Origin of the sequence: Terrabacter sp. NPDC000476, from assembly GCF_040300125.1 — a bacterium.
Lineage (GTDB): Bacteria > Actinomycetota > Actinomycetes > Actinomycetales > Dermatophilaceae > Terrabacter.
In genome coordinates this window covers 1,314,196-1,338,442 of the sequence record NZ_JBEPDF010000001.1, presented here as the reverse complement: position 1 = coordinate 1,338,442, position 24,247 = coordinate 1,314,196, and the positions used below count along the sequence as shown (strand labels likewise).

The window sequence follows — 24,247 nt, the reverse complement described above, 5'->3', positions numbered from 1 at the left end:
CTTGGATAGCACCACTATCCGAAAGGCGTGTCATGAGCGGTTTCGTCCACACCAGCCACACCCACGACGGTGACCTCGCCGTCTTCCTCATCGGCATGCGGGTCAACCAGCCGTGGCGTCCCGACCTCTGGGTGCCCGTGCTCGGTGCCATGCCGGGCATGATCGCCGAGCTCTACCGGGCCAAGGACGCCGCGGCGCGCGGCGAGGGTCCGGACCTCGGCTTCCTCGAGGCGCGCACGCTCCTCGGGGCGGGCGGCCCGACGGTCGTGCAGTACTGGCGCGACGCGGACGCGATCTACGCGTACGCCAACGACCCGGACCGGCTGCACCGACCGGCCTGGACGGCCTTCTACCGTCGCAGCCGCCGGGCCACCGGCGCCGTCGGCATCTGGCACGAGACGTATGCCGTGCCGGCCGGGGCGCACGAGAGCCTCTACGTCGCGATGCCGCCCACCGGTCTCGGCAAGGCCTTCGGGCTCACCCAGGACCGCAGCCGGCGCCGGCACGCGGCGCTGCGCCGGCGCCGGGACGGTGCGGCCGCGGGCGCGGGCGCGGCAGCCGGCGCCGCCGGCACCGCAGCCGAGGTGGCCGACGTGCCCGGCCCGTGAGGGTCCGTCAGCCGAGCTCGCGCAGGCCCGGCAGCACGTCGGCGGAGAACTGCTCGAGGAAGCGGCCCTGGTCGTGGCCCGGGGCGTGGAACACGACGTGGTCGAACCCCCAGTCGACGTACTGCCGCACGGCCTCCACCGCCTCGGCGGGGTCGCTCGTGACGATCCAGCGCTTGGCGATCTCCTCGTCGGAGAGCTCGTCGGCGAGGCGCTCCATCTCGACCGGGTCGTCGACGCCGTGCTTCTGCTCGGCGCTGAGGGACAGGGGCGCCCAGAAGCGCACGTTGTGCAGCGCCTGCTCCGGGTCGCGGTCGTAGGAGAGCTTGATCTCGATCATCCTGTCGATGTCGTCGCGCGTGCGGCCCGACTTGCCCAGGCCCTCGTCGACGGCGGGGAGGAGCTTGTCCTCGTAGAGCTCCCGGCCCTTGCCGGAGGTGCAGATGAAGCCGTCACCCGACCGGCCGGCATACCTGGCCACGAGCGGACCGCCCGCGGCGACGTAGACGGGGATGGGCTGCTCGGGCCGGTCGTAGACGGTCGCCGCGTGCGTGCGGTAGTAGTCGCCCTCGAAGTCGACGCGCTCCTCGGTCCACAGCCTGCGCATCAGCGTCACGGCTTCGCGCAGTCGCGCGAAGCGCTCCTTGAACTCGGGCCACGGCGAGCCCGCCGCGCCGACCGCGACCTCGTTGAGGGCCTCGCCCGTGCCGATGCCGAGCACGATGCGACCGGGGTTGAGGGCCCCCAGCGTGCCGAAGGCCTGGGCGACGACGGCCGGGTTGTAGCGGAAGGTCGGCGTCATGACCGACGTGCCGAGCTGGATGCGCTCGGTGCGCTCACCGGCGGCGGCCAGCCAGCTCATCGCGAAGGGGGCGTGCCCCTGCTGGTGGCGCCACGGCTGGAAGTGGTCGGAGATGAACGCCGAGTCGAGGCCGACCTGCTCGGCCTGCGCGGCCAACGTGACGAGGTCGCGCGGACCGAACTGCTCCGCGGACGCCTTCCAACCAACCTTGAGCACACCGACTCCTTCGGGCCGTGGGGGAGTGACCCGGCCAGCCTACGGTGCCGTCGTCGGCAGGGCCCGGGTCACCAGTGGACGACGACCTTGTCGCCGAGGCGCACCTCTCCGTAGAGCTGGACGAGCAGCGGCTTGTTGCGCACGTTGACGCAGCCGTGCGAGGCGCCGGAGTAGCCGAGCCGGGCGAAGTTCGAGGAGTAGTGCACGGCCTGGCCACCGGAGAAGAACATCGAGTACGGCATGGGCGTGTGGTAGAGGTTCGAGATGACGTCGACCTTCTTCTTGTAGACCGAGAAGACACCCTCGCGCGTGGGCAGCTCGTCGCTGCCGAAGCGGACGTCGAAGCCGTACTGCGGCACGCCGTCGACGACCCACGTCAGGTGCCGGGTCGTCTTGCTGACGCACATGACGCGGCCCGTGAGGCAGCGCTCGTCGACGTCCCAGCTCGTCGCCTCCGGCTTCGGCGTGGGCGGCTTCGGCTTGACGTTGGCCAGCTCGTCGGACGTCGGGCGGTGCGTCATCGCGACGAGCTTGTCCCAGGTGCGCTCGTCGAGGCGCCCGGTGGCGTCGAAGCCGCGCTTGGCCTGGAAGCCGCGCACGGCCTCGGTGGTTCGCGAGCCGTAGAGGTCGCTGACGTCGCCGGCGAACCAGCCGATCTGGCGCAGTCGGGCCTGCAGGGATCGCACCTTCGACCCGGTGTCGCCCGCCTCGAGCAGCACGACGGGCGCCGGCTGCGGCTTCGGGGCCGCCGTCGTCGGGGCCGGGGCCGGGGTCGTGGGCGCGGACGTCGGGGTGGCCGGGTCCGTGGGGCCGGCCGGTGTGCTCGGGGTCGCCGGGGCCGCCGGCGTCGTCGACACCGGCGTGGGGGTGGAGGAGGTCGGCGGCGTGACCGGCTCGACGGTGGGGCTGGCGGCTCCGGTGGACGTCGCGGGGCGCCCGACGGGCGTGGGCGCCGCCCCCGGCGAGTCGGGGGTGCACGCGGTGGCGACGGCGACGAGCGCGAGGGCACCGGCCGCCCCCATGGCGTGGCGTGCGGCGGTGCGGATCCGGACCGACCGGCTGGCTGACTGCATCGTGACCCCTTGGCTGCGAACGACGTCAGTGCGGCGATGCACTGCAGTGAGGGTGACGCGACCACCCGCCGAAAGGTTGTCGCGGCGAGGCCCCTGATACAGATCGTGACCGATCCGTAGCCATGCCGTGGCCTGCCCGCCCGAACCGGCCCGGGTCGCCGGGCGGGTCGGCCGCGGGACCGCGCCGGCGCCGGCCCGGGCTCAGGCGTTCTGCTGCTGCTGTTGTTGCTGCTGCATGGCGTGGTGGCGCCGGAGCACCTCGGTCAGCTTGTTGGCGCCGGCGACGACGGTGGCCGCGTGCAGGCGACCGGGCTGGCGCGAGAGTCGCTCGATGGGTCCGGAGATGGAGACCGCGGCGACGACGCGACCCGACGGGCCGCGTACGGGCGCCGACACCGACGCGACGCCGGCCTCGCGCTCGGCGACGCTCTGCGCCCAGCCGCGGCGGCGCACCCCCGAGAGGGCGGTCGCGGTGAAGGCCGCGCCCTGCAGGCCGCGGTGGAGCCGGTCGGGCTCCTCCCACGCGAGCAGCACCTGGGCGGCCGATCCGGCGAGCATGGAGAGGGTCGCCCCGACGGGGATCGAGTCGCGCAGCCCGACGGGACGCTCGGCCGCCGCCACGCAGATGCGCTGGTCGCCCTGCCGGCGGAAGAGCTGGGCGCTCTCGTTCGTGTGGTCGCGCAGCGCGCCGAGCACGGGGCCGGCGGCCGCGAGCAGGCGGTCCTCTCCCGCCGCGGAGGCGAGCTCGCCGAGACGCGGGCCGAGCACGAAGCGGCCCTGCATGTCGCGCGAGACGAGGCGGTGGTGCTCGAGCGCCACGGCGAGCCGGTGGGCGGTCGGGCGGGCCAGGCCGGTCGCACCGACGAGCTGGGCGAGCGTGGCCGGTCCGGCCTCGAGGGCGCCCAGCACCGTGGCGGCCTTGTCGAGGACGCCGACACCAGATGAGTTGTCCATGCACTGATACTGACGTCTCAGGCACTGAGACGTCAATCCGTCTGGACCACAAAAGGGCCACGCTGGCGAAAGAGCGATGTCGCGACCCCGTCCTCGATGGTGCGTGCGCTCGATCACCGGAACGCCGCTGCGGAGGGAAGTCAGAGGGAAGCCATGGCAGGGACACTGGCCGAGAAGGTCTGGGACGCACACGTCGTCCGTCGCGCCGAGGGGGAGCCCGACCTCCTCTACATCGACCTCCACCTGCTCCACGAGGTGACCAGTCCCCAGGCCTTCGACGGGCTGCGCCTCGCCGGCCGCCCGGTGCGACGGCCCGACCTCACACTGGCGACCGAGGACCACAACGTCCCGACGACCCCCGGTCCCATCACCGACCCCGTCTCGAAGGTCCAGGTCGAGACGCTCCGGCGCAACTGCGAGGAGTTCGGCGTCCGGCTCTACCCGATGGGCGACGCCGACCAGGGCATCGTGCACGTCGTCGGCCCGCAGCTCGGGCTGACGCAGCCGGGCATGACCGTCGTCTGCGGCGACAGCCACACCTCGACCCACGGCGCCTTCGGGGCGCTCGCCTTCGGCATCGGCACGTCGGAGGTCGAGCACGTGCTCGCCACGCAGACCCTCCCGCTCCGACCGTTCCGCACCCTCGCCGTCAACGTGCGCGGTGCGCTGCCCGAGGGGGTCACGGCCAAGGACGTCGTCCTCGCCGTCATCGCCCGCATCGGCACGGGCGGCGGCCAGGGCTACGTGATCGAGTACCGCGGCGAGGCCATCGAGGCGCTGTCGATGGAAGCCCGGATGACGGTGTGCAACATGTCGATCGAGGCCGGCGCCCGTGCCGGCATGATCGCCCCGGACCAGACGACCTTCGACTACCTCCAGGGGCGCCCGCACGCACCGACCGGCGCGGACTGGGACGCGGCCGTCGCCGAGTGGACCGCCCTGCGCACCGACGACGACGCGGTCTTCGACGCCGAGGTGGACATCGACGCCACCGAGCTGACTCCGTTCGTGACGTGGGGCACCAACCCCGGCCAGGGCCTGCCGCTCTCGGCGTCGGTGCCCGACCCCGAGGAGTTCGCCGACGAGAGCGACCGGCTCGCCGCGGCGAACGCCCTCGCCTACATGGGCCTCGAGGCGGGCACCCCGCTCCGCGACATCGCCGTCGACACGGTCTTCGTGGGTTCGTGCACGAACGGCCGCATCGAGGACCTCCGCGCCGCCGCCGCCGTCGTCAAGGGCCGCCGCGTCGCCGAGGGCGTGCGGATGCTCGTCGTGCCCGGCTCGGCGAAGGTGCGCCTGCAGGCCGAGTCCGAGGGCCTCGACCGCGTCTTCACCGAGGCCGGCGCCGAGTGGCGGCTGCCCGGCTGCTCGATGTGCCTCGGCATGAACCCCGACACCCTGGCGGTGGGGGAGCGCAGCGCCTCGACGTCGAACCGCAACTTCGAGGGCCGTCAGGGCAAGGGCGGCCGCACCCACCTCGTCAGCCCGCTCGTCGCCGCGGCCACCGCCGTGCGCGGCACCCTGTCGAGCCCCTCGGACCTCGACGGTGCGACCCCCGACCCCACCGCGACGCCCGCCCAGCTGGCATCCGCGACGACCGGAGAGGCCTGAGCCATGGAGAAGTTCGAGACCCACACCGGCGTCGGGGTGCCGCTGCGCCGCAGCAACGTCGACACCGACCAGATCATCCCGGCCGAGTACCTCAAGCGCGTCACGCGGACCGGTTTCGAGGACGGCCTCTTCGCCGCCTGGCGCAAGGACCCGTCCTTCGTCCTCAACAACCCGGTGTACGCCGACGGCTCGGTCCTCGTGGCGGGGCCGGACTTCGGCACCGGCTCGAGCCGCGAGCACGCCGTGTGGGCCCTGATGAACTGGGGCTTCCGGGTCGTCATCAGCTCCCGCTTCGCCGATATCTTCCGCGGCAACAGCGGCAAGCAGGGCCTGCTCACGGCCATCGTCTCCCAGGACGACGTCGAGCTGATCTGGAAGTACCTCGAGAACAACCCCGGCGCCGAGATCGCGGTCGACCTCGTGGCCCGGACCGTCCACGCCGGTGAGATCGTCGCGCCCTTCGAGATCGACGACTACACGCGCTGGCGGCTCCTCGAGGGCCTCGACGACATCGGACTCACCCTGCGACACGACGATCTCGTCGCCGATTTCGAGGCGCGGCGTCCGGCGCACAAGCCGGTCACGACGTCGGTCTGAGCCGGCGCCGCACGACAACCCCGCAAATCGGACACGAAAGCGGATCTCGTTGCACGACAACGGGATCCGCTTTCGTATGCGTCCTCCCGCTCCGGAGCGGACCGGCTCGGCCCGCGGGTGGATGAAGGCCGCAGAACCCGTCAAACTCCTTGCGACACAACGAAAGCCCCATTGCCGGGTGATGGACGCGACTGCCGAGTCGGCCTAACGTCAGGGTGTAGCCGGACCGGTTCCGGACGAATCTCGTCGGGTCGACTGACGCCGACAGTCCTCTGGAGGGGAAGACGTGAACAAGGCAGAACTGATCGACGCGCTCGAGACCAAGCTCGGCAGCAAGAAGGTGGCGTCCGACGCGCTGGAGGCGTTCCTCGACGTCGTCATCCGCGAGGTCGCCCGCGGCGGCAAGGTCGGCATCACCGGCTTCGGCACCTTCGAGCGCGCCGACCGCGCCGCGCGCACGGGCCGCAACCCGAAGACGGGGGCGACCGTGAAGATCAAGAAGACCCGCGTCCCCAAGTTCCGCTCCGGCACGAACTTCAAGGAGGTCGTCTCGGGCGCGAAGAAGCTGTCGAAGACCGAGTCCGCGGCCAGCCGGGCGTCGGCCGGATCGTCCGTCGCCGCAGCCCCGGCCCGGGGCGCCGCGAAGAAGGCCACGACGAAGAAGGCCGCGACCACGGCCGGTTCGGCGCGCGCCGCGAAGACGACGGCGAAGGCCGCCGCGACCAAGGCCGCCCCCGCCAAGCGCGCCACCGCCGCGAAGAGCACGGCGAGCAAGGCCGCCGCCACGAAGACCGCCACGAAGTCGGCCACGAAGACCGCCACGAAGTCGGCCACCAGGGCCACGACGAGCAAGGCTGCGGCGAAGACGACGACGAAGGCGGCCCCCGCCAAGCGCGCCGCGACGACCAAGGCCGCCCCGGCCAAGCGCGCGACGGCGACCAAGGCCGCCACGAAGTCCACGGCCACCAAGGCAGCCGCCACGAAGGCGACGGCCACGCGCAAGGCCGCCCCGACCAAGGCGGCCGTCAGGTCGACGACGAAGGCGGCTCCCGCCCGCAAGACGACGGCGCGCAAGAGCGCCCGCTGACCGGTTCGGCCGTCGACACGCCCTGACGGCCGGACGTGGCGAGACCGTGGGCCCGACCGCTCCCTCAGGGGCGGTCGGGCCCACGCGCGTCAGCGGATCGGTTCGCCCGGCCCGACGCCGACGATGCGCAGGCCCACGACGAGGTCGTCGACGACCTCGACGGTCAGGCGCTGGCCGACCCGCAGCAGGCGCAGGCCGCTCGACTCGAACGCGGGCGCCGTGAAGGGCAGCTCGACCCCGTCGTCGCGCAGCACGCTGCCGGTGTGGGTCTCGGGGTCGAAACGGTGCACGGTCGCCTGCATGCTCCGCATCCAACCAGACGCGCGGTGCGCGAGCAGGGCGCTCGTGGCCGGCCCGAGGCCGAGGGCCCGCGCGAGCACGAGGCTGTGCACGTCGTCGACGTCGGTGCGCAGCCGGGGGAGCGGGACGGCCACCCGCACGGCCCCATCGGCCTCGTGCCGGGCCGCGCTGTCGGCGCCGAAGCGGGGGACGAAGCCGCGACCGCACCGCAGCACCGTGCCGACGCCCTGGGCATCCGGCACGAAGGACTCGCCGAGCCGGCCGGCCGTGTCGAGCGCCGACCGCAGCGACGCCGCGTCGAGGGCGGGCAGGTCGCCGAGCAGGGCCGCGACCCTCGTGCCGGGGCCGGCCGTCGCGATGCCGGCGCGGACGGCCGCGTTGAGCCCGGCCCCCGGGTCGTCGACGACGCGCGCGCCCCGGGCGCGCCAGAGCGGGGCGAGCCCGGCGTCCGCGGTGACGAGCACGAGGCGCTCGGGCCCCACCGCCGCGCAGACGGCGTCGAGGGTGTCGCTCGCGATGGCGGTGCTGAGGTCGGCGCGGTCCGGGCCGACGGCCGGGGCGAGGCGCGACTTGCCGTGCCGCGTGTCCTTGACCGGCACGACGACGACCCAGTCGCCCACCGCCCGGTCGAGGGGCCGGGCCGGCGGTGCCGGGTGCGTGCGCGAGGTGGTCGTCATGCTGGCGATATCGTCGCACTCGCCGCCCGGCTGCTCGACACCGCGCCGCGGGGTGGACAAGATGAAGCCAGCCACGCCGACCGGCGTGCGCACGACGAGGAGGACGTGGACACGTGACGGGCGGCGCACGCAGGAGACGGTTGCCCTGGGCCTACCGGTTCGCGGCGCTGCTGCTCCGGCCGCTGCTCATGCGCGTGACGAAGCGCGACTGGCGCGGCCTGGAGAACATCCCCGCCGAGGGCGGCTTCGTCGTCTCGCCGAACCACATCTCCTACGCCGACCCGCTCGTCTTCGCCCACTTCATGTTCGACACCGGCCGCGAGGCGTACTTCCTCGGCAAGGACAGCCTCTTCGCGATCCCCGTCGTCGGCTGGCTGCTGAAGAAGTGCGGCCAGATCCCCGTCTACCGCAACTCCGTCGCCGCCACGGACGCCTACCGCGCGGCCGTCGACGGCGTGCGCGCCGGCAAGGCGCTCGGCATCTTCCCCGAGGGCACCATCACGCGTGACCCCGACCTGTGGCCGATGCGCGGCAAGACCGGAGCCGCGCGCGTGGCGCTCGAGACCCGCTGCCCGCTCATCCCGGTCGCGCAGTGGGGTGCGCAGGAGATCCTCTCGCCCTACGGCCACCGCCCCTCGCTCTTCCCGCGCAAGACGATGCAGATGTATGCCGGCCCGCCCGTCGACCTGTCCGACCTCTACGACCGTCCGATCGACACGAAGACGCTCCGCGAGGCGACCGACCGGCTGATGGACCGCATCACCGAGCTGCTCGAGGTGCTGCGCGACGAGAAGCGCCCCGTCGAGCGCTTCGACCCGCGCAGCCACGGCGTGCCCGAGATCGGCGACCCGCTCAAGCACGACGACATCGGCCGCGAGCGCGGCCCGCGGACCCGCGGCGAGGAGCGGCCGTGACCCGCGTGGCGGTCATGGGCAGTGGCAACTGGGGCACGGCGTTCGCGGCCATCCTCGCCGACGCGGGGTGCACGGTGCGCCTGTGGGCGCGGCGGCCAGAGGTCGCTGCGGCCGTCAACGCCGGCTGCAACGACGCCTACCTGCCCGAGCTGGCCCTGCCCGAGACGGTGCGCGCGACGACGTCGGCGCAGGAGGCCCTCGACGGGTGCGACATCGCGGTGCTCGCGGTGCCGGCCCAGACCCTGCGTGACAACCTCGTCGACTGGGGTGCGGCCGTGCCCGCCGGGGTGCCGGTCGTCTCGCTCATGAAGGGCGTCGAGCTCGGCACGACCCTGCGCATGAGCGAGGTCATCGAGCAGGTCGGCCACGTCGAGCCCGACCGCGTCGTCGTGCTCTCCGGTCCCAACCTCGCGGCCGAGATCGCGCGCAAGCAGCCGGCGGCCGGCGTCGTCGCCTGCCGCGACATGGCGACGGCCGAGCGGGTCGCGAACGCCTGCGCCACGCCGTACTTCCGGCCGTACACCGACACCGACGTCATCGGCGCGGAGGTGTGCGGCGCGACGAAGAACGTCGTCGCCCTGGCCTCGGGCATGGCCGAGGGGCTGGGCTTCGGCGACAACACCAAGGCCACGATCATCACGCGCGGGCTCGCCGAGACGACGCGGCTGGGGCTCGCGCTCGGCGCGCACCCGCAGACCTTCATGGGTCTCGCGGGCGTCGGCGACCTCATCGCGACGTGCATGTCGCCGCTGTCGCGCAACCACAGCTTCGGGGTGCGACTCGGCCGTGGCCTCACCGTGGCGCAGGCCACCGCCGAGCTGCGCACGACGACCGAGGGGGTCAAGTCGTGCGAGTCGATCCTCACCCTCGCCGGACAGCACGGAGTCGACCTGCCGATCGTCGAGCAGGTCGTCGCCGTCATCCGCGACGGCCATCCGGCGAGAGAGGTCGGGCCCCGGCTCATGTCGCGCGACCTCAAGGCCGAGAAGCACTGACCGTCGCGCAGGTCCGCGCCCGCGCGACACAGCAGGTGCGCCCGGTCCGTGCCGCGCGAGCCTGCCGCACCGGGGAGGCACGCACTTCGTGCGTCGGGGTGGCCCGACCGGCGCTCAGACGGTGCGGAGGGCCCGGTCGAGGTCGGCCCACAGGTCGTCGACGTGCTCGATGCCGACCGAGAGCCGCACCAGGTTGACCGGCACCTGCTCGGACTCGGAGGGGTGGCGCCGGCGGCGCTCGAGCTGCGACTCGACGCCGCCGAGGCTCGTCGAGTGCAGCCAGAGCCGGGTGGCGGCGCACACGCGCTCGGCGGCCTCGAGACCGCCCCGCACGTCGACGGAGAGGATCGCGCCCGCTCCGGGGTAGCGCACGCGCTCGACCGCGTCGTGCGCCTCGAGGCGTCGGGCGAGCTCCGCCGCGGTGGCGCTCGCGCGTTCGAAGCGCACGGCGAGAGTGCGCAGGCCGCGCAGCGCGAGGAAGACCTCCATCGGCCCCGCGATGGCGCCGTGCAGCGTGCGGTGCCGCCGGAGGCGCTCGCCGAGGGCCCGGCCGCGCTCGGTGTCGGGCACGACGGTGGCGCCGAGCACGACGTCGCTGTGGCCCGAGAGGTACTTCGTCACCGAGTGCACGACGACGTCGGCGCCGAGCGAGAGCGGGCGGCAGAGCAGCGGCGTCGAGAGGGTGTTGTCGACCACGCTCGTCACGCCGAGCTCGCGGGCCCGGGCCAGCACGACGTCGAGCTCGGTGACGTCCATGAGCGGGTTCGTCGGCGACTCGAGCCAGAGCAGGTCGGCGCCCTCGAGCGCGGTGAGGAAGCCAGCCGTGTCGGTGGCGTGCACGCGCCGCACGGTACCGCCGGCCCCCTCGTGGTCGAGGAGCAGGTCGCCGGTGCCGTTGTACGTCGTGTCGGGGGCCACGACCGTGCCACCGGCTGGGAGGAGCGAGAGGGCGGCGGAGATGGCGCCCATGCCGGAGGCGTGCACGAGGGCGAGCCCGCCCTCCAGGCCACCGAGCGCCTCCTCGAAGGCGTCCCACGTCGGGTTGCCGGACCGCGCGTAGTTGACGGCGCCCTCGGCGGCATACGTCGACGTCAGCTCGACCGCCACGTTGACCGGGGAGCCGGCCGTGCGCCCGGGTCGGCCCGAGGCGACGAGGAAGGTGTCGACGTGCAGCTGCTGCGGATCCGCTTCGGTGGCCACGCCGCTCAGCGTACGAGCGGCTCCGGGGCCTCGGGATAGAGTCTCGTCTGATGACCACGGACCAGCCCCAGCCCGACCGGCCGAGCCGCCGGCCCCGCGTCGCCATCGTCTTCGGTGGACGTTCCTCCGAGCACGCGGTGTCGTGCGCCACCGCCGCCGGCGTGCTGCGCGCCATCGACCGCAGCCGCTACGACGTCGTGCCGATCGGCATCGCGCGGGACGGGCAGTGGGTGCTCGCCGCCGACGACCCGAGCCGCTTCGAGCTGACCCCGGGCCGCACCCCGGAGGTGGAGACGAGCGACGCGCACGTCGTGCTGCCGCTCTCGACGCGCGAGAGTGCGCTCACCGTGCTCGAGCCCGGCCGCCCGCCGCAGGAGCTCGGCCAGGTCGACGTCGTCTTCCCGCTCCTGCACGGGCCCTTCGGCGAGGACGGCACGCTGCAGGGCTTCCTCGAGCTCTCCGACGTGCGCTACGTCGGCTCCGGCGTGCTCGCGTCGGCGGCCGGCATGGACAAGCACTACATGAAGGTCGTCTTCGCCGGTCACGGCCTCCCCGTCGGGCCGTATGCCGTCATCACCGACCGCGCGTGGCGCACCGACCGCGCCGCGGCCATGGACACCTGCGCCGGCCTCGCCTACCCGCTCTTCGTCAAGCCCGCCCGCGCCGGTTCGTCGATGGGCATCACCCGCGTCGACGACCCGTCCGGCCTCGAGGCCGCCATCGAGGTGGCCCGCGAGCACGACCCCAAGGTGCTCGTCGAGGAGGGCATCGCCGGGCGCGAGATCGAGTGCGCCGTGCTCGAGGGGCACGGCACGTCCGCGCCCCGCACGTCGGAGGTCGCCGAGATCGTCGTGCACGACAACCACGCCTTCTACGACTTCGAGGCGAAGTACCTCGCCGAGAGCGACGTCGACCTCAGCTGCCCGGCCGACGTGCCGGAGGAGGTCGCCAAGGAGGTGCGGCGGCTCGCGGCCGAGGCGTTCGAGTCGCTGGGCTGCGAGGGGCTCGCGCGCGTGGACTGCTTCGTGACGCCCGAGGGGCGCGTCGTGCTCAACGAGATCAACACGATGCCCGGCTTCACGCCGCACTCGATGTACCCGCGCATGTGGGCCGCCACCGGCCTGCGCTACCCCGACCTCATCGACGAGCTCATCGCGCTCGCGCTCGAACGGCGCACCGGCCTGCGCTGACGGCTGCTCGAACGGTCACCCGGCTCGGGCCGGGCGTGGAGCGCGCGGCCACCGACGGCATACGGCCACCGACGGCACGCGCCCACCGACGGCACCCGGGCTCAGGAGCAGTGCCGGCCGTTCTCGGGGAGCGCACGGGCGGCCGCCGAGAAGGCGGGCAGCAGCAGCGGCACCGCGCCGTACGCGGCGGGCGCGAGCACCTCGACGGCGGGGTCGCGCCCGTAGGTCGTGGCGGCCGACCCGTCGCTCAGCGACCGCACGACCCAGTCGACACCGTCGACCGTCACGCAGTCGTCGGTCGTCGGGCCGAGCGGGTCGAGGCCGCAGCGCGCGATGAGGGCCGGATCGCCCCACGCCGCGACGGACGGGTCGTCGGGCGTCGTGGCCACGCGAGCGCGGTCGCTCACGTCGGCCGGCCAGGGCACGGCGGTGCACACCGGCGCGCGGGCCTGCGGCGCGAGCGCGACCTCGGGCGCACGGCTGCAGCCGGACAACCCGACCGCGCAGAGCGCCGCGGCGGCGGACAGCACGACGGCGGCGCCACGCGGCGCCGCCGTCGGGCGGGACGACCTGGTCAGGACGGCCTCAGACGTGCACGACCGTGCAGGTGAGCGTGCGCGTGATGCCGGGCACGTCCTGGAGCTTGGCGATGACGAGGCGGCCGAGGTCGTCGACGTTCGCGGCCTCGACGCGGGCGATGACGTCGTAGGGGCCGGTGACGTCCTCGGCGAGGGTCACGCCCGTGATGCCGGCGATCTGCTCCGCAACGCTGGCGGCCTTGCCGACCTCGGTCTGAATCAGGATGTAGGCCTGGACCACGTGTCACCTCTTCGTGTGTCGTTCGTTGGACGGCCGTCCGGGCGCAGGCCCGATGCGACCGGTCGGAACCGGCGGGCCTCAGTGTGACTGCGACCGTGCCCTGACGCTACCTTGCCATGGGGGTTCTCGTCCCCTGCAAACGGGCCCGTGACACGGCCGTCCACCGGGAAGGGTGTGTGAGCGTGCCGATCGAGCCGCAGGAGGAGCGGCGGCGCCGCGGCCCCCTCATGACCGGGGGCACCCCGCTGCGCTCGCTCGACGAGGACGAGCTGCTCGCGCGCATCCTGCCGACCTTCCCGAAGGGCGCCGACCTCGTCGTCGCGCCCGGCGACGACGCCGCCGTGCTGCGCACGAGCGCGAGCACCGTCGCGACCACCGACACCGTGGTGCTCGGGCGCGACTGGCTCGACGCGTGGTCGTCCGGCGCCGACATCGGACACAAGGTGATCGCCCAGAACCTCGCCGACGTGGCCGCCATGGGCGCCCGGCCGACCGGCGTGCTCGTGACGCTCGTCGCCGACCCCGACCTGTCGCTCGAGTGGGTGCTCGACCACGTGCGCGGTCTCGCGGACGCGTGCGCGGCCGCCGGCGTCGCCGTGCTCGGCGGCGACCTGTCGTCGGCGCCGTCCGGCGTCGTCATGGTCTCGGTGACGGCGCTCGGGCGCCTCGACGGCGACCCGGTGCTGCGCTCGGGCGCGCGCCCCGGCGACGTGCTCGCCGTGCGGGGCTCGCTCGGGCTCGCCGACGCGGGGCTGCGCCTGCTGCAGGCCGGCGCGACGTCGCGCCACCCGGTGGCGGTGTCGCGTCAACGCCGTCCCGAGCCCCCGCTCGAGGCCGGGCCCGAGGCGGCCGCCGCCGGTGCCACGGCCATGCTCGACCTCAGCGACGGGCTGCTGCGCGACGGCGGCCGCATCGCCCGGGCGAGCGGCGTCGTCGTCGACCTCGACCCGGCCGCGCTCGCCGGCGACGTTCACGCGCTGACCGAGGCGGTCGGCGCCGAGGCCGCCCTCGACTGCGTGCTGGCCGGCGGCGAGGAGCACTCGTTGCTCGCGACCTTCCCCACCGGGTCGGTGCCGGCTGGGTGGCGGGTGCTGGGGGAGGGGCGCGCCCCGGGCCGCGACGAGGGCGCCGGCATTCTCCTCGGCGGTCGGGCGGTGTCACACACCGGATGGGACCACTTCCGCGGAGCGTGACGGTCCGGTGTCGCGCGGGTCGAGGTGCGCGGCCGGGCCGGAGGGCGACCATTCACCTCGACCCGAGGGGGTGGCGCGTCGGTCGAGGTGATCCGTCGTGCCCCGGCGCGAGGTTTGACCTCGACCCGTCGGCGGCGTGGGCGGGGCGGGGGTACGAAAAAGGCCGACCCCCCGAAGGGATCGGCCTTGCTCGTTGGTTCGGGACGTTCAGCGAACGACCTTGCCCGCCTTGAGGCAGGAGGTGCAGACGTTGAGTCGCTTCGGCGTCACACCGCCCACCAGCGTCCGAACGCGCTGGATGTTGGGGTTCCAGCGGCGCTTGGTGCGGCGGTGCGAGTGCGAGATGTTGTGACCGAAGCTCGGTCCCTTGCCGCAGACGTCGCAGTTGGCAGCCACGGGTATCTCCTGAAATTCGATGTCGGTGAAGTGCTGAGCTCCACCACGGATCGGGGCCGACGCACACCGGGGCGCGCGTCACCCCGCAGTCACGGGGGGAACCGGTAAAGCGTAGCCGACGACGTGCTCGGACGACAAAACGGCGAGGGCGCCCGCTCCACCACCCCGAGAACCGCCCGATCCGGCGCGACAAACCGCCCGGCTGCAACTGCGCCAGGGCGCGATTCGGGCTGAGACACAGCTGCAAGTGCGCCAGGGCGCGGTTCTGGCGGGGTTTCGGGCTGAGACGCGGCTGCAAGTGCGCCAGGGCGCGGTTCGGGGCGGGGCGGGGGCGTGGTGCGGGTTCGGGCTGCGGCGTCGATCAGGCGTAGGTGCCGGCTGCCTGCACGAGCTGGGTGGCGTAGGCCGGGCCGTGCGAGGCGGCGTGGACCGCGAGCGGGTGCAGCTGGTGCAGCTCGAGGAGGTCGCGCCAGCCGGCCGGCAGGTCGGCGGCGTCGGCGTAGGCGGCCGTCACGCGCTCGAGCCCGGGGCACCCGAAGAGGTGCAGCATCGCGAGGTCGGTGAGCCCGTGCCCGCCGTGGGCCGCGGGGTCGATGAGCACCGCCTCCCCGGCGACGAAGACGACGTTGCCCGCCCACAGGTCGCCGTGGATGCGCGCCGGCGGGGTGTCGTCGTCGAACTCGCCGCCCGCGAGGCGGTCGCAGACCCGGTCGACGATCCCGGCCCCGGCGGCGTCGAGATGGCCGCGGTCGAGGGCCCGGCGCACGAACGGGCGCACCCGCTGCTCGGCGTAGAAGGCGCCCCACGTCGGGGTGGGGTCGTTGGTCTGTGGCTGCCGGCCGATCCAGGCCGGGCCGGTCCAGCCGGCCGGTGGGGCGCCGAAGGCCGGCGCGCCCAGGCGGTGCGTGGCGGCGAGGCCGCGACCGAGGTTGTCGGCGGCGGCGGCGCCGGGTGCGGCGGGGTGCAGCCGTTCGAGCTCGATGTGGTCGGTGCCCACGCCACGCACCCGCACGACCCGCGCGCCGTCCGCGGCCGTGCCCTCGCCGAGCCAGCGCAGGCCGGCGGCCTCGACCTCGAAGAAGCCGGCAGGGGCGGCGGACCAGGTCTTGCGGTGGACATCGGCGGCGCTCGACACCCCACCCACGCTAGCCCTGCGGTCGGAGCGGACCCCGACGTGGACGTGGGACGGCCGCGCCCCGGGCCGGGAGGGGTCGTGCGACCGTCCGGGCGAGGCGCTAGCCTGCCGAGCATCGGCGGGCCCGGGTGCCCGCCCGACGAGCAGGAGGTCCGATGCCCGGCGCCGTGCCGCCGCCCGACGGACCCCTGACGCTGCTCGACCTCGTCGCGGTGCGCCGCTGGGCCGTCATGACGCGCTCGCTCTTCGCGGCGCGGCGGGCCGAGATCGACGCCCTCAACGTCTTCCCCGTGCCCGACGGAGACACGGGCACGAACCTCTACCTCACCTTCGACGGCGCGGTCGATCGCACCCTGACGGCTGCGGCGGAGGTGACGACGGCGGACGCGCTGCTCACGGTCTTCGCGCGCCACCTGCTCTGGACGGCGCGCGGGAACTCCGGCGTCATCCTCAGCCAGCTCGCGCGGGGCCTCGCGGAGGGCTGCGCCGGCGCGGGGCGCATCGACGGCCGGGTGCTCGCGGCCGGCCTGCGCCGCGCCGCCGAGCGCGCGCGCGAGGCCGTGACCGATCCCCAGGAGGGCACCATCCTCACCGTGGCGGGCGCGATGGCCGACGCAGCCGCCGCGGCCGCCGCGGCCACCCTGGACACCGTGGACACCCTGGACACCGTGGCCGAGACCGCACCGCGCGGCGCCGGCGACTCTGAGGTGCCCGTGCACGTCGTCGCGCGGGCAGCCGTCGACGCCGCCCGCGCGGCGCTCGAGCGCACGCCCGAGCAGCTCGAGGTGCTCGCCCGGGCAGGTGTGGTCGACGCCGGTGGCGCGGGACTCGTCGTGCTCCTCGAGTGCCTCGACCGCGTCTGCTCCGGCCAGCACGCCCCCACCGCGGGCGGCGAGCGGCCTCGCCTGCGACCCCCGCTGCCCAGCGCGGCGCTCAGCGCCGTCCTCGGCGGCGCGCGCCCGGTGCCCGTCGACCCCGACGCGCCACCCGTGCCGGAGTACGAGGTGATGTACCTGCTCCGCGACTCCGACGACGACGCCGTCGACCGGCTGCGCGACCGGCTCGTCGAGCTCGGCGACTCCGTGCTCGTCGTCGGTGGCGACGGGGAGTGGAACGTGCACGCCCACGTCGACGACGCCGGGGCGGCGGTCGAGGCGGGAATCGAGGCCGGGCGCCCGCACCGCGTGCGCATCACGCGGCTGCCCGACGCCGTCCAGGCCGCGGGCGGCCACGACCGGCACGACGGCCACGCCGACGCCCCGTTCGCCGGCCACGGTGCCGGCCACGCCCGACCCGGCGTCGACGGCACGCACGGCACGCAGACCGCGGACGGAACCGCCGGCGTCGCGATCGTCGCCTGCGCGGCCGGTCCCGGGCTGGCGGCGCTCTTCGAGGACGCGGGTGCGGTCGTCGTGCCCTCGGGCCCCGGCCGGCGCGCGTCGACCGGAGGACTCATCGACGCCATCCGCGAGCAGCACGCCCGCGGCGCCTCGGGCGTCGTCGTGCTGCCCAACGACGGCGACACCCTGCTCGCTGCGGCCGCCGCGGTGCGGGCCGTCGCCGACGAGGGCATCGACGCGCACCTCGTCCACGTGCGCGCTGCCGTCCAGGGCATCGCGGCGCTCGCCGTGCACGAGCCGCAGGCCACGCTGCCCGCCAACGTGCTCGCCATGCAGGCGGCGGCATCCGCGACCCGCCACGGCGCGGTCACGGTGGCAGACCGGGTCGCCCTGACGAGCGGCGGCCGGTGCGAGCCCGGTGACGTGCTCGGCGTCGTCGACGGTGACGTGGTGCTCGTGGGCTCCGACGTGCTCGACGTGGCCCGGGGGGTCGTGCACCGGCTCCTCGCGAGCGGCGGCGAGCTCGTCACGGCCGTCACCGGTGCCGACGCCCCCGACGGCGTGCTCGAGGCGGTCACCGCCGAGGCCCGGGCCGCCCACCACGGCGTCGACGTCACCATGCTCGAGGGTGGCCAGGCCGTCTACGCCGTCCTGCTGGGGGTGGAGTGACCGTGCCCGTGCTGACCGAGGACTCCCCGCTCACCAAGCTGCTCAAGAAGAACGAGGCCGAGCAGCTGGCCCGCACCAAGGGCCTGTTCAGCGTCGCCGACCTCTTCGAGTTCGTGCCGCGGCGATACGTCCGGCCGGGCCAGCTCACCGACCTCTCCGCCCTCCACGTGGGGGAGGACGTGCTCGTCGTGGCCGAGGTCAAGACGGCCTCGACCCGCCCGATGCGAAACCGGCGCGGCAAGATGCTCACCGTCGTCATCGGCGACGACCTCGGCAACGAGCTCGACGTCACGTTCTTCAGCGCCTACGGCCACGAGGGCAAGCTGATGCCGGGCGTGCGCGGCCTCTTCGTCGGCCAGATCGGTGCCTACGGGCGCCGCCTGCAGCTGACGCACCCGGAGTACGAGCTCTTCACCGACGACGACCAGGGCGACGCCGCCGTCGAGTGGTACCGGACCCACCGCGTGCCCGTCTACTCGACGACGGGCAAGCTCAACTCCCTCAAGCTGCGCAAGCTCGTGCAGCAGGCGCTCGACTCGGTCGACCGGGTGCGTGAGCCGGTGCCCGAGCAGGTACGCGTGTCGCGCGGTCTCGTCGACCGCGCCGTCGCGCTCGAGCTCGTCCACCGCCCCGCGGTCGACGACAAGCCGTCGCGCGGACTCGACCGCCTCAAGTACGACGAAGCCTTCGTGCTCCAGACGATCCTCGCCCAGCGCCGCAAGGCCGCCGAGTCGGAGCTCGCGACGCCGCGCCACCCGCGCCCGGGCGGCCTGCTCGCCGCCTTCGACGAGCGGCTGCCGTTCGAGCTGACCGAGGGCCAGCGCGAGATCGGTGCGGTGCTGACCCACGAGCTGGCCCTCGACCGCCCCATGCACCGGCTGCTCCAGGGCGAGGTCGGCTCGGGCAAGACCGTCGTCGCGCTGCGCGCCATGCTGGCGGCCATCGACGCCGGCGGGCAGGCGGCGCTGCTCGCCCCGACCGAGGTGCTCGCCGCGCAGCACCACCGGTCCATCACCGCCATGCTCGGCGACCTCGCGCAGGGCGGCATGCTCGGCGGGGCCGAGCACGGGACGACGGTGACCCTGCTCACCGGCAGCCAGAACGCCGCCACGCGCCGCCGCTCGCTGCTCGACGCCGCCTCCGGGACGGCCGGCATCGTCGTCGGCACGCACGCCCTGATCCAGAAGCACGTGCAGTTCGCCGACCTCGCCCTCGTCGTCGTCGACGAGCAGCACCGGTTCGGCGTCGAGCAGCGTGACGCACTGCGCGAGAAGGGGATCCGGCCGCCCCACGTGCTCGTCATGACGGCGACGCCGATCCCGCGCACCGTCGCCATGACGGTCTTCGGCGACATGGAGACCTCGACCTTGCGCGAGCTGCCCCGGGGGCGGTCGCCGATCACGACGCACGTCGTCGACGCCGACCGGCCCGGATGGGTCGACCGCACGTGGCAGCGCGTGGCCGAGGAGGTCGCGAGGGGGCACCAGGCCTACGTCGTCTGCCCCCGCATCGGCGAGGTCGACGACGAGTCCGGCGGCCTCGCCGGCGCCGCGGGCACGCGGGACTCCTCCGACGAGGACGCCGGCTGGGAGGCCCACTGGGACGACGGCGACGGCGGCGGCGACAGCGACCTCGGCGACGGCGGCGACGGCGCGACCTCGGGTCCCGCCAAGGAGCTGACGGGCGTCTACGCGATGCTGAGCACCCTGCGGTCCACCCCCGCCCTCGAGGGCCTGCGGATCGGGGTGCTCCACGGCCGCCTCGACCCCGAGGTCAAGGACGCCACGATGCAGTCCTTCTCCGCCGGCGAGATCGACGTGCTCGTCGCGACCACCGTCATCGAGGTCGGCGTCGACGTGCCCAACGCCTCGGTCATGGTCGTCGTCGACGCCGACCGCTTCGGCATCTCGCAGCTGCACCAGCTGCGCGGCCGCGTCGGCCGAGGCGCGGTGCCCGGACTGTGCCTGCTCATGACCCAGGGAGCCGGCGAGAGGGCGGCCGAGCGCCTCGACCAGGTCGCGGCCACGACCGACGGGTTCGAGCTGGCGCGCGTCGACCTGCAGCTGCGGCGCGAGGGCGACGTGCTCGGCGCGCGCCAGAGCGGCCGGGCGAACTCGGTGCGCCACCTGCGCCTGGGGCGCGCCGAGGACGAGCAGATCATCGCGGACGCGCGGGAGGACGCCTTCGCGCTCGTGGCGGGTGACCCCGAGCTGCGCGCGCACCCGGCGCTCGCGGCCGCCGTCGCGATGCGCCTCGACGAGGAGCAGGCGGCATGGCTGGAACGAGGCTGACGTGACCCGGATCATCAGTGGGACGGCGGGCGGCCGCCGGCTGCAGACGCCGCCCGGCTCGAGCACGCGTCCCACGTCCGACCGCGTGCGCGAGGCGCTCTTCAGCCGGCTCGAGCACCGTGGCCTGCTCGACGGCACCACCGTGCTCGACCTGTATGCCGGCTCCGGCGCCCTCGGGCTCGAGGCGGCCAGCCGTGGCGCCGCCCACGTGCTCCTCGTCGAGTCGCACCGCGCGGCGGCGAAGGTGATCCGCGCGAACGTCGGCGTCGTCGGCCACCCCGCCGTGCGGCTCGTCGCCGACACGGTCGAGCGGGCGCTCGCCGCCGGGCCGCCGGCGGGCACCCGCATGGACCTCGTCCTGCTCGACCCGCCGTACGACGTGACGGAGGAGGCCCTCGCGAACGTGCTCGCGGCGCTCGTGGAGCGACAGTGGCTGGCGCCCGAGGCCTTCGTCGTCGTCGAGCGCTCGAGCCGCTCGCCCCAGCCGACCTGGCCCGAGGGCCTCGAGCTGTCGGGGGAGAAGCGCTACGGCGAGACCGCGGTGTGGTTCGCCGAGCCCCGCCCGAGCGGCGAGGTCGCCTAAGCGCAGGAGCGCGGCGGGGCCGGCGCGCGGGGAAGGCGCCCACGGCATACCTGCTCGGCCGCCCGGTAGGTTGGCGACGTGACGAGCGAAGCGACCGGAGCGGCGGCGGACGGGGCCCTGGGAGGGGTGCGGCGGTGCGTGTGCCCGGGCTCCTACGACCCCGTCACGAACGGGCACCTCGACGTCGTGACCCGCGCGAGCCGGCTCTTCGACGAGGTCGTCGTCGCGATCCTGCACAACCCGGCCAAGAGCGGCACGTTCTCGGTGCCCGAGCGCACGGCCCTGCTCGAGGAGACCCTCGGGCACCTGCCCAACGTCCGCATCGACAGCTGGGCCGACACCCTCGTCGTCGACGTGTGCCGGGAGGTCGGCGCCGACGCCATGGTCAAGGGGCTGCGCGGCGGCACGGACTTCGCCTACGAGCTGCCGATGGCCCACATGAACCGCCACCTCACCGGTGTCGAGACGCTCTTCCTCGCGGCCGACCCCGCCCTGACGCACGTGTCGAGCTCGCTCCTCAAGGAGGTCGTGCGCTACGGCGGCGACGTCGAGGGCCTCGTCCCGGCGCCGGTCCTCGCCGCCCTGCAGGAGCGGCTGCGGGAGCGCCCGGGCTGATTTGGGTGCACGCGCCCCCTCCGGTAGCCTTGGACGTCGGTCCACGTCCGTCTTGGCGCGGGCCGAACCCTCAACTGTGCGCAGGAGTCATGGACCGTCTCGATCCCCGTTCTCCTCTGGTGCTCGACACCAGGGAGCTCGTTCGGCGACCGGGAACGATGCTGGAGCTCTCGCGCACGGTGGCGTTGCCCGACGACCTCGGCACCGACGTCATCTCGATCACGGCCGGAGACCCGGTGCAGCTCGAGGTGCGGATGGAGTCGGTGGTCGAAGGTGTCCTCGTGACGGGTTCGGTCAACGGCACGGCGACCGGCGCCTGCGTGCGGTGCCTGAATCCTGTCGAGCTCGATGTCGACGGGAACTTCCAGGAGCTGTTCGCCTACGCCGACCGGGCGGCGCACCACCACGAGGTGGGAGCCGACTCGGACGAGGACGAGGTGCACGAGCTGGTCGGTGACCTCATCGACCTCGAGCCCGTGCTCCGGGACGCCGTCGTCCCGACGCTGCCGTTCCAACCGGTGTGCCGGCCGGACTGCCCGGGATTGTGTTCCGAATGCGGGATGCACCTGGCGGACGACCCGGACCACCACCATGAAGTGATCGACCCGAGGTGGTCGTCCCTCAGCGGACTGCTGGGGAACGACCCGCAAGAGAAGAGGAACTGACGTGGCTGTCCCGAAGCGGAAGATGTCGCGCTCCAACACCCGTTCGCGTCGCGCGAACTGGAAGGCGACGCCGACCACGCTGACCACGTGCCCCCAGTGCGGTTCGGCTGCCCAGCCGCACATCGCGTGCCCGTCCTGTGGCACCTACAAGGGCCGTCACTACGCGGTGGCCGAGCGCACCGAGCACCAGGCCTGATCGTCTCGTGAGCAGCCCCGTGAGCGATCTCGGCGCTGGGAGCGAGTCGACGAAGCCGCAGCGGCCCGTCGATGCTCTGATCGCCCACCTCCACGAGGTGGTCGGACAGGACATCGACGAGCCGCTGCTGCTGCGTGCCCTGACGCACCGGTCGTACGCCTACGAGAACGGCGGGCTGCCGAACAACGAGCGGCTCGAGTTCCTCGGTGACTCCGTGCTCGGCCTCGTCGTGACCGAGTCGCTCTACCGGGAGCACCCCGACCTCGCCGAGGGCCAGCTCGCCAAGCTGCGGGCGGCCGTCGTCAACATGCGGGCGCTCGCCGACGTCGCCCGCACCTTCGACCTCGGCGCCTACGTCATGCTCGGCAAGGGCGAGGAGGCGACCGGCGGTCGCGACAAGGCCTCGATCCTCGCCGACACCCTCGAGGCGCTCATCGGCACGGTCTTCCTCTCGACGGACATCGACCTGGCGGCCCGCTTCGTGCACCACCACTTCGACGGGATCATCGAGGAGGCCGCCACCCTGGGCGCCGGCCTCGACTGGAAGACGAGCCTGCAGGAGATGGCGGCCGGTGCCGGCCTCGGTTCGCCGGAGTACCGCGTCGGCGAGCAGGGCCCGGACCACGAGAAGGAGTTCCACGCCCACGCGGTCGTGGGCGCGGAGGTCCTGGGCGAGGGTCACGGCCGCTCCAAGAAGGAGGCGGAGCAGAAGGCCGCCAAGCAGGCCTGGACCGCACTCGAGGCCCGGCGCAACGGCTCGTCGTCGTCGTCCGCCGCCGCCGCGGCTGCCGGCCGGCAGGCGGCCGCAGCCGACGCGCAGGCCTGACCGACCCGTGCCGGAGCTGCCGGAGGTCGAGGTCGTGCGCCGCGGCCTGGCCGACCACGTCGTCGGTCGCCACGTCACCCGCGCCCGGGTGACCGGGGTGCGCGTGGCGCGGCGCCACGTCGCGGGGCCCGACGACCTCGCCGCGCGGTTGCACGACGTCACGGTGACCGCGGCCGCGCGTCGCGGCAAGTACCTCTGGCTCGCGCTCGACGGTGAGGACGCCCTCATCGTCCACCTCGGCATGAGCGGCCAGATGCTCGTCGAGCCCGCCGACGCGCCCCTCGAGAAGCACTGCCACGCCCGCTTCGACTTCGCCGACGGCGGCCCGCAGCTGCGCTTCGTCGACCAGCGCACCTTCGGCGGGCTGCAGCTGTCCCCGCTGCGCCCCGACGGCATCCCCGAGGTCGTCGCGCACATCGCGCCCGACCCCTTCGAGGTCGCCTACGACCAGGCCGCCGTCGTGCGCCGGATGAAGCAGCGCGACAGCGCCGTCAAGCGCGCGCTGCTCGACCAGGGCCTCGTCTCGGGGATCGGCAACATCTACGCCGACGAGGCGCTCTGGCGCGCCCGGGTGCACGGCGAGCGGCTCTGCTCGTCGCTGACGAAGCCGACGCTCTCACGCATCCTCGACCACGCCCGCGCGGTGATGGCCGAGGCGCTGGGGCAGGGCGGCACGAGCTTCGACTCCCTCTACGTCAACGTCAACGGCGCGAGCGGCTACTTCGACCGCTCGCTGCACGCCTATGGCCGCGCCGGCACGCCGTGCGACCGCTGCGGCGCCCTGATGCGCAGAGAGCAGTTCATGAACCGCTCGTCGTTCTCGTGCCCGGTCTGCCAGCCGCGCCCGAGACGCCGCAACCCGTCCTGACTGGGGTCGGGACGGGTTGCGGTCGTGCGCACGGCCACGGGGCCGTATGCGTGGAGCGGGGTCGGATGCGTGGAGCGGGGTCGCGGCGCCGGGCCTCAGTGCCCCGACCCGCGGCGCTTGGGCGCTGGTCGGACGGGGTCGTCGTCGACGGGCTCGACGTGCTCGGGCACGACGATGGGCTTGATCCGGGCCCAGCCGATGAAGAAGGCGGCGACGACGACGAGGGCGAGACCGGCGTACAGGTTGGCGTTGACGCCGCCGGTCTTGTCGTAGCCCTTGTCGGCGAAGAGGCCGAGCAGGGTGAGGATGATGCCGTAGAGGCCGAGCAGGGCCCCGATGAAGTTGCGGATGTCGAAGGCCCCCGCCGTGTGGCGCGAGCTGCGCTTCTCGTCGGTGTCAGGCGCGTCGCTCCGGTGCTGGTCACTCATGT

Annotated in this window: 26 protein-coding genes; 16 read left to right on the top strand and 10 right to left on the bottom strand. The window is 74.0% G+C overall.

What is annotated here, in order from left to right; translation table 11 throughout:
• The first annotated feature begins 32 nt into the window (after window positions 1–32).
• Window positions 33–608, top strand: a complete 576-nt coding sequence (locus ABT295_RS06255; RefSeq protein WP_352393536.1) for a DUF4188 domain-containing protein — start codon at window positions 33–35, stop codon at window positions 606–608.
• Window positions 609–615: 7 nt separating this feature from the next.
• Here ABT295_RS06255 and fgd read toward each other — a convergent pair whose 3' ends face one another.
• The 3 genes from fgd to ABT295_RS06240 all read right to left on the bottom strand — a co-directional run bounded on the left by fgd (window position 616) and on the right by ABT295_RS06240 (window position 3,650).
• Window positions 616–1,623: a glucose-6-phosphate dehydrogenase (coenzyme-F420) gene (fgd, locus tag ABT295_RS06250; protein WP_352393535.1), complete on the bottom strand. Its 1,008-nt coding sequence runs from the start codon at window positions 1,621–1,623 to the stop codon at window positions 616–618.
• Between the two features lie 68 nt (window positions 1,624–1,691).
• Window positions 1,692–2,696 carry a L,D-transpeptidase family protein gene (locus ABT295_RS06245; RefSeq protein ID WP_352393534.1) on the bottom strand — a complete coding sequence of 335 codons (1,005 nt, stop codon included), beginning with the start codon at window positions 2,694–2,696 and terminating at the stop codon, window positions 1,692–1,694.
• Window positions 2,697–2,897: 201 nt separating this feature from the next.
• A complete protein-coding gene (locus ABT295_RS06240) occupies window positions 2,898–3,650 on the bottom strand; it encodes an IclR family transcriptional regulator (RefSeq protein WP_045191628.1) in 753 nt (250 codons plus the stop codon).
• 153 nt (window positions 3,651–3,803) lie between these two features.
• On the opposite strand from ABT295_RS06240, the gene leuC reads away from it, so the two are divergent.
• From leuC to ABT295_RS06225, 3 genes are all read left to right on the top strand, one after another.
• Window positions 3,804–5,261 (top strand): 3-isopropylmalate dehydratase large subunit, encoded by a 1,458-nt coding sequence (leuC, locus tag ABT295_RS06235; protein ID WP_352393533.1) that lies wholly within the window; start codon window positions 3,804–3,806, stop codon window positions 5,259–5,261.
• Between the two features lie 3 nt (window positions 5,262–5,264).
• Window positions 5,265–5,858 (top strand): 3-isopropylmalate dehydratase small subunit, encoded by a 594-nt coding sequence (gene leuD, locus ABT295_RS06230; RefSeq protein WP_352393532.1) that lies wholly within the window; start codon window positions 5,265–5,267, stop codon window positions 5,856–5,858.
• A 286-nt stretch (window positions 5,859–6,144) separates the two neighbouring features.
• Window positions 6,145–6,945, top strand: a complete 801-nt coding sequence (locus tag ABT295_RS06225) for an HU family DNA-binding protein (protein WP_352393531.1) — start codon at window positions 6,145–6,147, stop codon at window positions 6,943–6,945.
• Window positions 6,946–7,034: 89 nt separating this feature from the next.
• Here the strand turns inward: ABT295_RS06225 and cofC are convergent, their stop codons facing one another.
• Window positions 7,035–7,922, bottom strand: coding sequence for a 2-phospho-L-lactate guanylyltransferase (gene cofC, locus ABT295_RS06220; protein ID WP_352393530.1), 888 nt, complete (start codon window positions 7,920–7,922; stop codon window positions 7,035–7,037).
• Window positions 7,923–8,035: 113 nt separating this feature from the next.
• Between cofC and ABT295_RS06215 the strand changes: the two genes are divergently transcribed.
• Window positions 8,036–8,836: a lysophospholipid acyltransferase family protein gene (locus tag ABT295_RS06215; protein WP_352393529.1), complete on the top strand. Its 801-nt coding sequence runs from the start codon at window positions 8,036–8,038 to the stop codon at window positions 8,834–8,836.
• A complete protein-coding gene (locus ABT295_RS06210) occupies window positions 8,833–9,831 on the top strand; it encodes an NAD(P)H-dependent glycerol-3-phosphate dehydrogenase (RefSeq protein WP_352393528.1) in 999 nt (332 codons plus the stop codon). The genes ABT295_RS06215 and ABT295_RS06210 overlap by 4 nt, the downstream gene beginning before the upstream one ends.
• Window positions 9,832–9,945: 114 nt before the next feature.
• On the opposite strand, the gene ABT295_RS06205 is transcribed toward ABT295_RS06210, so the two are convergent.
• A complete protein-coding gene (locus ABT295_RS06205) occupies window positions 9,946–11,031 on the bottom strand; it encodes a trans-sulfuration enzyme family protein (RefSeq protein WP_352393527.1) in 1,086 nt (361 codons plus the stop codon).
• Between the two features lie 50 nt (window positions 11,032–11,081).
• On the opposite strand from ABT295_RS06205, the gene ABT295_RS06200 reads away from it, so the two are divergent.
• The gene (locus ABT295_RS06200; protein ID WP_352393526.1) at window positions 11,082–12,221 is read left to right on the top strand and encodes a D-alanine--D-alanine ligase family protein; all 1,140 of its coding nucleotides are present in this window, start codon (window positions 11,082–11,084) and stop codon (window positions 12,219–12,221) included.
• Between the two features lie 101 nt (window positions 12,222–12,322).
• Here the strand turns inward: ABT295_RS06200 and ABT295_RS06195 are convergent, their stop codons facing one another.
• Together ABT295_RS06195 and ABT295_RS06190 are read right to left on the bottom strand one after the other, a co-directional pair.
• Window positions 12,323–12,751 (bottom strand): hypothetical protein, encoded by a 429-nt coding sequence (locus ABT295_RS06195; protein ID WP_352393525.1) that lies wholly within the window; start codon window positions 12,749–12,751, stop codon window positions 12,323–12,325.
• Window positions 12,752–12,806: 55 nt separating this feature from the next.
• Window positions 12,807–13,040: an Lrp/AsnC family transcriptional regulator gene (locus ABT295_RS06190; protein WP_345507034.1), complete on the bottom strand. Its 234-nt coding sequence runs from the start codon at window positions 13,038–13,040 to the stop codon at window positions 12,807–12,809.
• 227 nt (window positions 13,041–13,267) lie between these two features.
• Between ABT295_RS06190 and thiL the strand changes: the two genes are divergently transcribed.
• Window positions 13,268–14,233 carry a thiamine-phosphate kinase gene (thiL, locus tag ABT295_RS06185; protein ID WP_502991132.1) on the top strand — a complete coding sequence of 322 codons (966 nt, stop codon included), beginning with the start codon at window positions 13,268–13,270 and terminating at the stop codon, window positions 14,231–14,233.
• Window positions 14,234–14,440: 207 nt separating this feature from the next.
• Here the strand turns inward: thiL and rpmB are convergent, their stop codons facing one another.
• Together rpmB and ABT295_RS06175 are read right to left on the bottom strand one after the other, a co-directional pair.
• A complete protein-coding gene (gene rpmB / locus ABT295_RS06180; RefSeq protein ID WP_345507036.1) occupies window positions 14,441–14,629 on the bottom strand; it encodes a 50S ribosomal protein L28 in 189 nt (62 codons plus the stop codon).
• 361 nt (window positions 14,630–14,990) lie between these two features.
• Window positions 14,991–15,773 carry a fructosamine kinase family protein gene (locus ABT295_RS06175; protein ID WP_352393523.1) on the bottom strand — a complete coding sequence of 261 codons (783 nt, stop codon included), beginning with the start codon at window positions 15,771–15,773 and terminating at the stop codon, window positions 14,991–14,993.
• Window positions 15,774–15,919: 146 nt separating this feature from the next.
• Here ABT295_RS06175 and ABT295_RS06170 point away from each other — a divergent pair, with 146 nt between their 5' ends.
• From ABT295_RS06170 to mutM, 8 genes are all read left to right on the top strand, one after another.
• On the top strand, window positions 15,920–17,773 hold the full coding sequence (locus ABT295_RS06170) for a DAK2 domain-containing protein (RefSeq protein ID WP_352393522.1): 1,854 nt from the start codon (window positions 15,920–15,922) through the stop codon (window positions 17,771–17,773).
• A gap of 2 nt (window positions 17,774–17,775) precedes the next feature.
• A complete protein-coding gene (locus tag ABT295_RS06165; protein WP_352393521.1) occupies window positions 17,776–20,064 on the top strand; it encodes an ATP-dependent DNA helicase RecG in 2,289 nt (762 codons plus the stop codon).
• A gap of 1 nt (window position 20,065) precedes the next feature.
• The gene (rsmD, locus tag ABT295_RS06160) at window positions 20,066–20,647 is read left to right on the top strand and encodes a 16S rRNA (guanine(966)-N(2))-methyltransferase RsmD (RefSeq protein ID WP_352393520.1); all 582 of its coding nucleotides are present in this window, start codon (window positions 20,066–20,068) and stop codon (window positions 20,645–20,647) included.
• A gap of 78 nt (window positions 20,648–20,725) precedes the next feature.
• Window positions 20,726–21,262 (top strand): pantetheine-phosphate adenylyltransferase, encoded by a 537-nt coding sequence (gene coaD / locus ABT295_RS06155; protein WP_352393519.1) that lies wholly within the window; start codon window positions 20,726–20,728, stop codon window positions 21,260–21,262.
• Window positions 21,263–21,351: 89 nt separating this feature from the next.
• The gene (locus ABT295_RS06150) at window positions 21,352–21,927 is read left to right on the top strand and encodes a YceD family protein (RefSeq protein ID WP_352393518.1); all 576 of its coding nucleotides are present in this window, start codon (window positions 21,352–21,354) and stop codon (window positions 21,925–21,927) included.
• Window position 21,928: 1 nt separating this feature from the next.
• Entirely contained in the window at window positions 21,929–22,123 is a 195-nt protein-coding gene (gene rpmF, locus ABT295_RS06145) for a 50S ribosomal protein L32 (RefSeq protein WP_345507041.1), read from the top strand.
• 7 nt (window positions 22,124–22,130) lie between these two features.
• Window positions 22,131–22,949 carry a ribonuclease III gene (gene rnc, locus ABT295_RS06140; RefSeq protein WP_352393517.1) on the top strand — a complete coding sequence of 273 codons (819 nt, stop codon included), beginning with the start codon at window positions 22,131–22,133 and terminating at the stop codon, window positions 22,947–22,949.
• A gap of 7 nt (window positions 22,950–22,956) precedes the next feature.
• Window positions 22,957–23,817 (top strand): bifunctional DNA-formamidopyrimidine glycosylase/DNA-(apurinic or apyrimidinic site) lyase, encoded by an 861-nt coding sequence (gene mutM, locus ABT295_RS06135; RefSeq protein WP_352393516.1) that lies wholly within the window; start codon window positions 22,957–22,959, stop codon window positions 23,815–23,817.
• A gap of 95 nt (window positions 23,818–23,912) precedes the next feature.
• Here the strand turns inward: mutM and ABT295_RS06130 are convergent, their stop codons facing one another.
• Complete coding sequence (locus ABT295_RS06130) at window positions 23,913–24,245, bottom strand: hypothetical protein (protein ID WP_352393515.1); 333 nt, start codon at window positions 24,243–24,245, stop codon at window positions 23,913–23,915.
• Between the last annotated feature and the right edge of the window lie 2 nt (window positions 24,246–24,247).

What these genes read in the sequence shown, in the direction of transcription:
- ABT295_RS06200 (WP_352393526.1), top strand. Translation starts at nt 11,082, where the DNA reads ATGACCACGGACCAGCCCCAGCCCGACCGGCCGAGCCGCCGGCCCCGC.
- ABT295_RS06245 (WP_352393534.1), bottom strand. Translation starts at nt 2,696, where the DNA reads ATGCAGTCAGCCAGCCGGTCGGTCCGGATCCGCACCGCCGCACGCCAC.
- leuD (WP_352393532.1), top strand. Translation starts at nt 5,265, where the DNA reads ATGGAGAAGTTCGAGACCCACACCGGCGTCGGGGTGCCGCTGCGCCGC.
- ABT295_RS06130 (WP_352393515.1), bottom strand. Translation starts at nt 24,245, where the DNA reads ATGAGTGACCAGCACCGGAGCGACGCGCCTGACACCGACGAGAAGCGC.
- ABT295_RS06170 (WP_352393522.1), top strand. Translation starts at nt 15,920, where the DNA reads ATGCCCGGCGCCGTGCCGCCGCCCGACGGACCCCTGACGCTGCTCGAC.
- thiL (WP_502991132.1), top strand. Translation starts at nt 13,268, where the DNA reads ATGACCGGGGGCACCCCGCTGCGCTCGCTCGACGAGGACGAGCTGCTC.
- ABT295_RS06240 (WP_045191628.1), bottom strand. Translation starts at nt 3,650, where the DNA reads ATGGACAACTCATCTGGTGTCGGCGTCCTCGACAAGGCCGCCACGGTG.
- leuC (WP_352393533.1), top strand. Translation starts at nt 3,804, where the DNA reads ATGGCAGGGACACTGGCCGAGAAGGTCTGGGACGCACACGTCGTCCGT.
- ABT295_RS06150 (WP_352393518.1), top strand. Translation starts at nt 21,352, where the DNA reads ATGGACCGTCTCGATCCCCGTTCTCCTCTGGTGCTCGACACCAGGGAG.
- ABT295_RS06255 (WP_352393536.1), top strand. Translation starts at nt 33, where the DNA reads ATGAGCGGTTTCGTCCACACCAGCCACACCCACGACGGTGACCTCGCC.
- cofC (WP_352393530.1), bottom strand. Translation starts at nt 7,922, where the DNA reads ATGACGACCACCTCGCGCACGCACCCGGCACCGCCGGCCCGGCCCCTC.